Source organism: Enterococcus sp. 3G6_DIV0642, from assembly GCF_002140635.1.
In the GTDB taxonomy this organism is placed as follows: domain Bacteria; phylum Bacillota; class Bacilli; order Lactobacillales; family Enterococcaceae; genus Enterococcus_D; species Enterococcus_D casseliflavus.
In genome coordinates, this window is sequence record NZ_NGLH01000001.1 from 1010806 (window position 1) to 1022706 (window position 11901).

The 11901-nt window shown below is 42.1% G+C and carries 8 protein-coding genes; 7 read left to right on the forward strand and 1 reads right to left on the reverse strand.

What is annotated here, in order from left to right; genetic code table 11:
• Window positions 1-209 precede the first annotated feature (209 nt).
• On the reverse strand, window positions 210-1100 hold the full coding sequence (locus tag A5878_RS04915) for a neutral zinc metallopeptidase (protein WP_086294802.1): 891 nt from the start codon (window positions 1098-1100) through the stop codon (window positions 210-212).
• A gap of 201 nt (window positions 1101-1301) precedes the next feature.
• Between A5878_RS04915 and A5878_RS04920 the strand changes: the two genes are divergently transcribed.
• From A5878_RS04920 to A5878_RS04950, 7 genes are all read left to right on the forward strand, one after another.
• The gene (locus A5878_RS04920; RefSeq protein WP_086294803.1) at window positions 1302-2942 is read left to right on the forward strand and encodes a PRD domain-containing protein; all 1641 of its coding nucleotides are present in this window, start codon (window positions 1302-1304) and stop codon (window positions 2940-2942) included.
• Window positions 2939-3367: a PTS sugar transporter subunit IIA gene (locus A5878_RS04925; RefSeq protein ID WP_086294804.1), complete on the forward strand. Its 429-nt coding sequence runs from the start codon at window positions 2939-2941 to the stop codon at window positions 3365-3367. Before A5878_RS04920 ends, A5878_RS04925 begins: the two co-directional genes overlap by 4 nt.
• A gap of 12 nt (window positions 3368-3379) precedes the next feature.
• Window positions 3380-3661, forward strand: coding sequence for a PTS sugar transporter subunit IIB (locus A5878_RS04930; protein ID WP_005225413.1), 282 nt, complete (start codon window positions 3380-3382; stop codon window positions 3659-3661).
• A 2-nt stretch (window positions 3662-3663) separates the two neighbouring features.
• Complete coding sequence (locus A5878_RS04935) at window positions 3664-4914, forward strand: PTS ascorbate transporter subunit IIC (protein ID WP_086294805.1); 1251 nt, start codon at window positions 3664-3666, stop codon at window positions 4912-4914.
• Window positions 4915-5652: an SIS domain-containing protein gene (locus A5878_RS04940; protein ID WP_086294806.1), complete on the forward strand. Its 738-nt coding sequence runs from the start codon at window positions 4915-4917 to the stop codon at window positions 5650-5652. It begins immediately after the preceding gene.
• A 399-nt stretch (window positions 5653-6051) separates the two neighbouring features.
• Window positions 6052-10185 carry a S8 family serine peptidase gene (locus tag A5878_RS04945; RefSeq protein ID WP_086294807.1) on the forward strand — a complete coding sequence of 1378 codons (4134 nt, stop codon included), beginning with the start codon at window positions 6052-6054 and terminating at the stop codon, window positions 10183-10185.
• Between the two features lie 132 nt (window positions 10186-10317).
• The gene (locus tag A5878_RS04950; protein ID WP_086294808.1) at window positions 10318-11859 is read left to right on the forward strand and encodes a hypothetical protein; all 1542 of its coding nucleotides are present in this window, start codon (window positions 10318-10320) and stop codon (window positions 11857-11859) included.
• Window positions 11860-11901: the final 42 nt, after the last annotated feature.

Sequence of the window (11901 nt, forward strand, 5' to 3'; positions counted from 1 at the left end):
AGGGTTGTTTGTTGGTATGCTTATATAATAGTCTCGAAATGTGAAAAAAGTATGACGAAGCAGGCACGTTTTTGCGAAAAAATCATTGCGAAAGTTAAGAAAGCGTAAAGCGTCCCTTCACCAAAAGGCTTGAAGGGGCAACAAGAACCTAAAATCACTCCGAAGCAGCAGGCGGTTCATGCTGTTTCGGAGTGATTTTTTAGTTGAAGCTACTTGCTCAAGTCAAGGCTATCGACATTAAAGGTGTCGCCATGTGCTAAGTCACCATAACGATAGCCACGGTTAAACCAGTCCACGCGTTGCTGCGATGTGCCGTGCGTAAAACTATCTGGAACAACATAGCCTTGGTATTCTTTTTGCAGCGTATCATCCCCGATAGCATTGGCAGCCGTGATCGCTTCTTGAATGTCGCCAGCTTCTAAGATCGGTTGTCCTTGATAGGTTTCACCTTGTAGATACTTTGCAAAAGTACCAGCTAAGTAGTCAGCTTGCAGTTCCAAACGAACGCTGTACTGATTGTATTCCTTTTCTGAAACTTGTTGGCGGATTTTGTCCAATTGTTGGGTGATTCCCAGCTCATTTTGCACATGATGACCGACTTCATGGGCGATGACATAGGCCATTGCGAAGTCGCCGCTTGCGCCATATTTATCGGAAAGCTCATTGGCAAAGCTCAGATCAAGGTACACATTCTCATCTGCTGGGCAATAAAACGGACCAACCTGTGACGTGGCATAGCCGCATGCCGACTGCACACTTCCCGTAAATAGTACGAGTGTCGGGTCCTGATAGGTTTCTTGCCGCTCTTGAAAAACGTCTTGCCAATAATCTTCTAAATAGCCGAACACGACTGCGGAAAATTCTTTTTCCTCCGTGTACTCACTGGTGCCCACATTTTCTGTCTGGTAATTGGCTGCTGGACCGCTGCCACCCAAGACATCCGGCAGCGAATTTAAATCACCACCGCTAAACAGGAAAAATAAAACAGCGATGATCACCGTACCGATCCCGCCACCAGCAGCCAGCATCCCGCCTGAGCCAGATGATCGCCCCGTTCGATCATCGACATTTCTGCTTTGTCTACCCCCACGCCATTTCATGTTATCTCCTCCTATATAAATCCTAGCTTAATTATAAGAGAAAGGCGGCAGATTGTGAAAAAAAGCGCCTTGAAATTGTTATAAAATGCCTGCAGGAGCCTTGAAAATCAAAGTGTACACTCCTTTTAATCATTCTTTAATCTAACAATTAGACTTCTAATTTGGTACAGTAGCAATAAAATAGAGGTAGAGGGTGAGCGTATGAAAATGAATTATTCGGGGACATCGGAACGAAGGATTTTGATTTTTAAACGGTTGATTGCTGGCGAGCACCTCAGCTATCAGCAGTTAGCAGAGGATTATTTCGTTTCCCGCAGCAGTATTGCAAAAGATATTTCTTATTTAAAAGAACTGTTTCAAAAAGAAAGCTTGCGCCTGAGATTTGATAATTCAGGTACATTTTTTGAAGGAAGTGAATCCCAGATCCATCGGGTGCTCAAACGCTTTTGCTTAATAATGCTGGATCAACCAGAGGCGTTTTCCTTGTTGGTGGAACCTGCGAAATACCAGGAAGTAAATCAGGCGTTTCGTCGAGCGTTAATGGAAAAACAAGTGGAAATGCCCGACAGCTACATCCAAAGTATCGTCCTTTCCATCGTGCTGCTGATCGAACGGGCGAGTCATGCGGAAAACTTAGTGATTGAAGAAAATCGCCAAGTGGGGAAGCTGTTTTTGGAGTTCGACAAATATCCGTTAGTCTATGAGCTACTGAAAGAAATCGAAGAACAGCACATTTATCAATTTTCACCAAAAGAAGTGCAATATCTAACCTATCTGATTGTCGGTAGCGGCTTGAAATTTTTTATGAAAAGTGAAAAAGTTCCTTTCGTCTTTCGGGGAAAAGTGCGCAACTTGATTCAAAAAATCAGCGAAGGCTTAGGCACCGACTTGACCCAAGACAATCGATTGGAAGAAGATGTGACGATCCATCTGTATCAACTGCTGTTGCGGATCGAAGCGCAAACCACAGTCATCAACCCTTTGTTAGAGGAAATTAAACAAAACTATCCTGCCTTGTATGGCGTGGTCTGGTTCTCGCTCCATGATTTCTTGAAAGCGTATCAAGTGGGGATCTCTGATGATGAGATCGGATTTGTCACGATCCATTTTCAAGCAGCGATCGAGCGAATGCGCCGCATGAACAAAATCATTTTTGTCTGTCCCAATGGCGTCGGCACTAGCTCGTTTGTCTCTGCGAAAATTCGTCGCATTCTGCCAGAGATCGACAGTATCGAAACCGTTTCAGTAGAAAAATTAAAGCAGATGGACATCTCGGCGATCGATTTTATTATTTCAACCATCGATCTCGTAGGGATTCAAAAACCTGTGGTGCGGATCTCGCCTATGGTGACCAATCGTGACATGAAGCGGATCATGAATCACTACATCGATTTAGTCATCGATAATGAGGCGGCGGTCGATCAAAATGGTTTACTTCTTCAAGCCCAATCGATGATCCAGCCAACGGTCTTTTTCGAGCGATTTGCCAGCAAAACAGAAGCCATCAATTTTCTGATCGAACAAACCCCTTTTAGTGATGAAAAACGAAAAGCGCAGTTTCAGCAATCCGTCATTGAAAGAGAGCAGCTACAATCAACCTATTTAGATAATGGCTTTGCCATCCCTCATGGCAATCCGAATTATGTCGAAAAAACAGCCATCTCGATTTTGCTTTTGGATCAGCCAGTAGAATGGGGCAACCAAAAAGCCGACATCATTATTTTATTGATGATCCGAGAGGATGAGACGCAAAAGGTGGAACCAATGATGAAATTGATCATGCAAGGAATCGAAAACAAAGAATGGTTCCTATCAAAAATGTTGGAGGTTAAATCAGAATGAAAGTGAAGGATTCTTTGCCTGAAAAGCATATACAAACGGATGAGACAGTGGCAGATTGGCGCTCAGCCGTAAAATTAGCCAGTCAGCCCTTGCTGGATGAAGCGCTGATCACGTCAGAATACATCGAAGCGATGATTCAAAGTGTGGAAGAAAATGGTCCTTACATGGTGTTGGCGGATTACTTTGCGCTGATGCATGCCCGTCCTGGAGAAGGCGTTTTGGAACAAAGTATGAGCCTTTTAGTAACGAAACAGCCCATCGATCTTGAGGGCAAACCGGTGCGGATATTTCTTGTCTTAGCCGCCGCAGATAGCCAAAGCCATCTAGAAAGCTTGAAAGAGATCATGGCAATCTTTATGGATGAAGAAAAATACAACGTGATATTAAATGGCGATCGGGAACAAATTTGTCAATTATTCCAATAGGAGGAAAAGGATATGAAAATTTTAGCAGTATGTGGATTTGGTGTAGGAAGCTCAATGGTATTGAAAATGACGATCGACAAGGTGATCAAAGAGTTAGGGTTGACGGCAACTGCCGAGAATACTGATTTATCGACGGCAAAAGCGACACCAGCAGATGTTTATTTTACGAGTAATGAATTATTGAATGAGTTAAAAGCATCCGTGAAAGCACCCGTTTATCCAATCAAAAAGTATATGGATAAAGAAGAAGTCAAACAGCAAATGGAAAAATTTTTAGCTGAAAGAGAGGGATAATCATGAATTTTGTCACGGATTATATTTTAAAAAATCCGCCAGTCCTACTGGGGATCATTGCCATGATTGGGTTATTGGTACAAAGAAAACCTTTTGCAGAAGTCGTCAAAGGAACCTTAACAGCTTCCTTCGGGATGGTGGCATTGACGGCTGGGGTAAATATGTTGGTGGGAACGATCGCACCGATCAATGCAGCGGTTCAAACCCAATTAGGCGTTGCTGTGTCAGATGGGCTATCTGACATCACCTTTACGGCAGAATACGGCGGAACAGTAGGTTTAGCGATGTTTTTCGGACTTGTCATTCATTTATTGATTGCTCGCTTTACACCTGTGAAGACGATTTTCCTCACCGGCCACATGTTGTGGTGGTTCCCATTTGTTATCGTCGCTGGGGGCGTTGAAGGCGGACTTACCGGAATCCCACTGTTGATTTTAGGGGTGGTTCTATCTGCTTGCTACTGGTCCTTCATGCCATGGATCATGCGTAAATATGTATGGGATGCCACAGGCGATGATTCATTCTTGATCGGTCATCCAACGGGGATCTTGTCATTGGTTTCAGGCTTTGTTGCAAAACGGGTCGGAAACAAAGAAAAATCGACGGAAGATTTGAAAGTGCCTGAAAATCTCTCGTTTTTCCGTGAAATATCGATTACTGGCGCGTTAGTGATGTTTTTGATGAATATCGTTATCGGTTTGATTGCGCCCGTATTAGTTCCTGAAGGGGGCAACTTGGTGATGTTTGCGGTTGATGCTGGCTTGAACTTCGGTGCAGGACTATTGATCATGTTGTATGGGGTACGTCTATTGATCAACCAAATCATTCCCGCCTTTCAAGGGATCGCAGAAAAAGTCGTTCCTGGAGCGAAACCAGCTTTTGATGTGCCCATCTTGTTCAACTATCGTCCAAATGCTGTAATCATCGGCTTTATCGTGGCGATGATCACCTCAACGATTTTAGTGGTCATTGCCAATACCACCAACGTCTTTGGCATTTTGATCGTTCCTTTAGTCATCACCAGCTTCTTTGAATGTGGCGGTGCTGCGGTGATCGGCGAAGGACAAGGGGGCTTGCGAGGTGCCATTATTGGTACGATCACAGCTTCTGTCGTTATGGTAGCACTCGTTGGGATCTCTGCAGCGATGTTCTCAACGACGATTCAAAACTGGATCTTGATTTTCGGTGGGAACGATTTATCTCTATGGGGCATCCTTGGTGAATTGATCGGCAAGCTGTTTGGAGGGTTTTAAATGTTTCAATACTTTGAAAAAGCAAAAGAACTATTGTCTATTGTAGAAGAAAAAGAAGCACCAGCGATTGAGCAAGCCATTGAATTGCTGACGCAAGCCAACTTGACCAAAAAAGCCATCTACATTTTTGGCGCTAGTCACGCTGGGATCTTAGCCGAAGAGATGTATTATCGAGCAGGCGGCATGATGACGATCAACGCGATCTTTGGAAGAGAACTGATGCTTGATCGCAGCCCAATCACCTTCACTAGTAAAATGGAGCGCTTAGAAGGCTACGGTAGTGCCTTGGCGGCGATCCAGCCCTTTACAGCAGGCGATGTGCTGATCTTGCATTCGGTGTCTGGGCGAAACCCAGTTATCATCGATATGGCGCTTCATGCCAAAGAAAAAGGGGTCAAGATCATCGCATTAACGAACCTTACCTATTCGAAAACAGTCAGCAGCCGTCATACATCAGGCTTGCGTTTGTTTGAAACGGCGGATATCGTCATCGACAATCATGGGGAGATTGGCGATGCAGCGTGTACGATTCCAGACGTAGAACAAAAAGTCGGACCTACATCCACCGTAGTCGGCGCAACGATCTTAAATGCGATCATCGTTGAAGTTTGCCAAAAACTAAAAGAAGCCGGTGTCGACTATCCGCCGATTTTTTACTCAGCGAACCTAGACGGCGGGGATGAATTGAACCAGTCCCTGTTTGAAAAGTACCAAGAAGCGATCCATTATCAGCTGTAAGTCAAGAGTTAGTCGTTCCTTAGCGAACTAAGACGGTCAAAGAAACCATTCAAGACATTTTCTCCTTGCGAGAGAATGTCTTTTTTTGCTTACTTGTTAGAAAAGGGCAGGAGTATAGGGATGAAAAAGCGATTCAAGCAAAGAAGACTTAAATTGGAATTATATATTTTTACTTAATAATGGTCTTTAAAAATAAAAATATATAAAATAATAGCTAAAATGTGAATAAAATACTGCGAAAACGATTGTTGTTTAACTTCCCGCTCGGTATAATTAGCTTGGGAGCTACAGCAAGACAACAAATAATGAATAAAAAATCTACAAACCGTTGATTAGAAAGGAGCAGCTTATGGAGTAGGTAGTGGGTATGGATTTTTCGATAAGAAGGAGAGGAAGAATGTGAAAAAAGAAAAGAGAATGTTTGGTGATAAAAGTTATTGTGAAGAAACAGACAAGCGAAGGAGTCGGAAACTACATAAGTATCTGCTTGTCGGACTGATCGTTGTCCTTGTACTTAATCTATTTCCATTTGGTCGTTATGCTGACAATGTGGTAGAAGCCGTTACTTCTACAGAACAAAAGCAAAATAGTGAAGATGGTATCGAATATACAGAGATTCATTCAGCAGAAGAATTAGATACCTTAATACGTAAGGAACTAAACGGGAATTTTAAGCTAGTTAAGGACATTGATCTATCCGACTATCGTTCTAATACAAATACTGCGAATCAAGGATGGCTACCGATCTCAAACTTTACGGGTGTGTTCAATGGTAATGGCCATACGATCAGTGGGTTGCGGATAAATCGAACAGGTAGTAGTTTTTTAGGTTTATTTGGTTCAGTCAATGGAGCGACAATCAAAAATGTGACCGTTGCACTTGGTGGAGATATCCTAGGATCTTCCGCTGTTGGTGTCATTGCAGGGCGAACGACGCATGTAACAAACAATGGTGCCGTTTTAGAAAACAATCAGGTGATTGGCAACGGGCATACAGTTAGAGCCACGGCGCTGCTTGGGTATGCAGGCGGGCTGATTGGTTATTCTGGAGATAATACACGACTGGAAAACAATCAGGTTGACCATATCAATGTCCTGACAAATGGCGTTAGCAATTACGCCGGAGGACTTGTCGGTGCTGCTCGTAACTCTTCATTATTCGATAATGCAATCAATCGTGCCAAGGTAGAGGCGTATTCCTATGCTGGAGGGATAGCTGGGGTTACTTATGGATACTCTGCTCAGGCGCACAGCAATGGCACATTAGTAACGAAAAACATTGTCGATACTGAAAGCAGCGTACAGGGAAGAGGCTCCTATGCCGGTGGGGCAATTGGGGCAATTTATGAAGGCAGTGAAGTGCGGCAAACACTGACGCATGCGAAAATAAACGGCAAAGGATCCTACAATGGCGGCTTTGCTGGAGTCATTTACAATCGTTCAAAGGTTGACCAGTCTGCGGCTTATGGTTCTGTCGAGGCTGTGCGCTATACAGGTGGCTTTGTCGGAGCATTGTATAACTCGGCCTCTGTAAGTAATTCTTACGCACGAGGAGCAGTGACTGGAACGACCGAACTAGGTGGTTTTGTTGGTACATTCTATGATTCTGCGATCATTGAAAACAGCTATGCAGCGAATACGATCCATACGGATGAAAGAAATCAAGAGCGTGCCGGTGCTTTTGCCGGTCAACATCTTGGCACACGGCAACAATATGCAGGGACGAATTATTTTGATCAGCAAATAGCTGGTATCGCACAAAATTTAAGTAATGCAGGCGGCGAGCAAACGAGTGGAGCTAGACCTCAAGGAAAAGATACGCAAGAATTTTCACAGTCAGGGACATTCGATGGGTGGGACTTTGAAGATACTTGGATCATTGATAAGGGCTATCCAGTATTTCAATTTTCCTATAAAGAACTTGACATTCCAAAGGAGATCGAAGAACCCATGATCATTGTTCATACAGCGTTTCCAGAAGGAGAAGTCACTGTCCCATTCATTGACATTGAGTATACAGCAACCCCAACAATAGGCAATGAGATTATAGAAGTCTATGTGAAGATCAACGGTAATTTTGATAGTTATTTGTATCTGAAAGGCGGGAATGGTATTACGCCCAAGGGTGAGTTGGGCACAGGGAGAGTCTTTTTCCGACCGATACAAGGAGAAAATCATATTGAGGTCGTGGCTTTTGATAGTAGTGGTGTGACAGGAAGTTATAAAGTTGATCAGCCTGTGAAAGTGGTGGAACATCCTGTTCCAGATTCACCAAAACCAGAAGAAATTAGTACGGAGTTCTTTTGGGAAGATGAACGCACCTTTGTGAATAATCGCTTCCAGTTATGGCTTACAGGAGCTACCGTTGAGGAAAGAAAAAATGTGACGCCAGAGATGATTGAAGAAGCACTTGCTTCCATTGATGCCACTTTATTGATCGAACCTGATTGGCTCGGTCAGCTTACTGTTCAAGTGAAAGAAAGTACAGCAGAAGAGCTGATTGAAATGATTGAAGATGTGATAGAAAAATTTCCAGAAGTCTTTGAAAATGGCAATCTTGATACATTAGATGATGCATCAATCGACGAAGTCACCCCTGTGGAAACAATGAGCAATAAGGAATATTTTCCTGACGATCCATGGTGGAATAACGGTGAATGGGGGCTACGTGCGATTAATTTACCCGAAGCATGGGCGTCATTTGGCACACATGAAAGGGAGAATGTCAAAGTAGGAATTATCGATGATGGTGTATGGGGGGAGCACGAGGATCTACAAATACCAGCTGGAAATATTCAAAATGATCCCAGAGCTAAAACAAATACGGATCTATTTACAGCCGATCATGGTACGCATGTTATGGGAACGATCGGAGCCATTCAAGATAATCAACTAGGAGTTAGTGGAGTAATTAATATTTCACGACAGAATCTTCTTAGTTATAATTCGTTTGATAGGATAGCTACAGATAGAAACACGGGTAAAAAATCTTTAACAACCAGTGCTAATGCTCAATTAAGTGGTTTAAAATGGAATGTCATAAGCGGTTCCAAAGTAATCAATGCAAGTATTGGCTCAAATAAGGGGGTTAAACCATTACCACAGATTAGTTTTTTTAATCCTTTTATAAAAATAACTCAGAACTTAGCTAGTGCTCAATATGAGTTCGTGATTATCCATGCTGCAGGGAACAGTACAATGGATGCTAAATATACAACGTCTTTTTCTAACATTAGAGAAAACCATGCATTAAGAGAACGAATAATAACAGTAGGAGCAACAATGACTGAGAACAATCAAATTGAAATGTGGAGCGATTCAAATTATGGAACGATTATAGATGTTGTTGCTCCAGGGCATAGTATAAAAAGTACTTCATCGGTTAGTAAAGACTTATATGTTCATAAGAGTGGAACGTCCATGGCAGCACCTCATGTTGCTGGTCTTGCCGCTCTTGTATGGTCGGAAAATCCAGGACTTTCGAGTGCACAAGTTAAAGAGGTCATCACCCAATCTGCAAAAAGGTCTGGCACAGAGGTTAAAGAAACTAGGGCAGATCTTCCTAAACTAACATACTATCAAGTAGATGCTCATGCTGCACTAAGTCAAGCTCGTGGAGTAAATCCAGATATTGATACGGTTCTCATTCGTGGAAAAGTTTGTCTAGAATCTAATGGTCATATGGTCGAAAATGCTCGTGTTCATTTGTATCAGAATAATGAACTATTAGAACGAACATGGACAGATCAAGGGGGAGAGTTTCGATTCCACAATCAAACGCCCGGTCATGATTACCGAATAACAGTGCACTACCCATGGCATGCAGCTGCCAGAATCAATAATCTTTCAACTACTGCTGGCAGTCAAGAAACGAATGTAGGGCTAATTTTCCTCCATGAATCTTCTTATGTAGGAATTGACACTGTCTTTTTATTAGATGATTCTGGCAGTATCAGCGCGAATAATTTTAGGCAGATGACTAATGAAGTACAGGCATTATTTTTAAATGAAGATGCTTTTACGAGTGACGATCGGATTAGCTTGTTTACCTTTAATTCTAGAGTAAATCTACATTTCTCATTTTTAAATCCTTTACTTGCAGCTGAGCGGCTTCCTAGGCAAGTTGGCGGTAGTACTGCATTAAACCAAGCAATTGCGCAAGGTAACCAAGAATTTGAACAGTATAGACGAAAAAACGCAAAAAAAGTAATGGTTGTTCTTACAGATGGACACAATAATATTTCAGGTCCCCCAGAGGCAGAGTTGATCCAACAGGCTAAAGAAAACGATGTAACAATCTTTTCTATAGGGGTGGGGAATAATCTAAATCAACGCTTTCTCGAAAATATTGCAAAAGAAACAGATGGTGAATTCTTCCATATCTCTAACTTCCAACAATTAGCAGAAATTTTTGAAAAAATTCGTTACGAACTATTTGACGAAGATATCCAAAAGCTGCAAATCGAACTTTCAGATACTATTGCTCAAAATCTTCAGACGACCAATGTGGAGTCTGAACGTTTAGTAGCATAGAGTTCTTTTTAAGGAATATGAATTTGTTGTTCATCAAATGGTTATCAATTAGTTTTTTTACTAGTGAAAAATAATCATTTGATGGACATTTTTCATAAACTTCGAAAACCTTAGATGTAAGGAGTGAATTGAATGCAATCAGATCAACGCATAACCGCAATGAATAAGAAAGAGACTGATAGAGCAAATCCCTTATGTATCATTCTTTGTATTTTATTAATTTGTTTCACCATCTGTCACTTTTTAGTTTTACCTGTAAAAGCAGCCGAAGTTTCAGATACTGATTCAATTCAGATAGAAGGCACCTTAGCCGCCATCCTCAACAGCGAAAGAATTAATCCAGAACCCACAGAGCCGCTCACTGAACCATTGCTGGAAATCGTCACAGAGCTACCTGATTCAGAATTAATGATTCCCTTTTTTGAATTGATTTATGCAGTGACACCAAGCGAGGGGGAAATGCTGAAAGAAGTCTATGTCAATGTGAACGATGAATATGATCGGCATTTGTATCAAAGAGCGATAGGGGAGCCGAAGGTCACGGAGCGAACATTTGGTGAGGCACGACTCTTTCTCTCTAGTGACCAACAGGAAAGTAAATTTGAGTTGGTCGCCGTCGATAGCAGTAACAAAAGGACTTATTATCCCATAGAGCAGTCATTTTGGTTATCGGAAAATCCCGAGCCGCCGTTGCCGACTATTGCCGACATATCAATCCTTGATCGTTATGAAGGAAAGATAGCTTTTGTACATAATCGTCTCCATCTCCAATATAATGACGAGATACTTACAGGAATAAACGAGCAAAACGGCGAAACGAGTTTAGATCAGCTGTTGGATGAACTTTCTTACTATGACATGGCGTTGATTGCTGGACCAAACAAGAATGAGAGAGTAACGATTCAGTTAAAGCAAACTCCTTATAGAGAGCTTAATAGATTTATTCGTGATTTAGAAACATTTACTGAGGATATTGTTACCGATGGAGAAATTGAAGAGATGACTTTAGCTGAGGTGGACCAGTTACCCAAAACAGCAGCACCCGTCGATCGCTCGGTTGAGTTTAAACGGCATATGTTAAAAATCGGCTGGGTACCGGGCTTGTTTTTCCGAAGGTATCAGGACAACGTGGTAGGTTTCAAGCTGCATGAAGAAACCATTTTTTTAAATCCCGAGTCGTTTCCTGAAACTTATCTCAGTATGAAACTGATAAATGAAAAAATCGACGAAGCTGTTGCAGCGATTGATGGCATTCGTTTAGAAGAAAATCGACTTTCTTATCCTTATGTGCAAATAGCTGTAGGAGGAAATACACCAAGGAATTTAGTGAAGAAAGGGCAGCAACTACTGACGAATTATCCCGAAGTCTTTTCAAAAGGGTATGTAATAATCAGAGGAAGGCAAAATTTTTATGGCTATACTACCACAGACGAATACAAACGACGATGGCGTGTTATGAGTATCTTTGAAGAACGGAACTACCCTATCTGGGCAATCATCAACCCGAACGGCACAGTTTCGTCGTTAACGAGTATGGGTTGGCACGGCGTGACTGTCAGCATGGCGTTAGTGATAGGATTTGGTTCTATCGGCTTTATTGTGTTTATATTTGAATTTTTTGCTTGTCAAAGGGCAGAAAAACGGAAGAGGAATAGGGAACCAGGTAAAAACTGATACCCGTTTGTCATTCTTAAAATCTGAAAGAATTCTGTTACC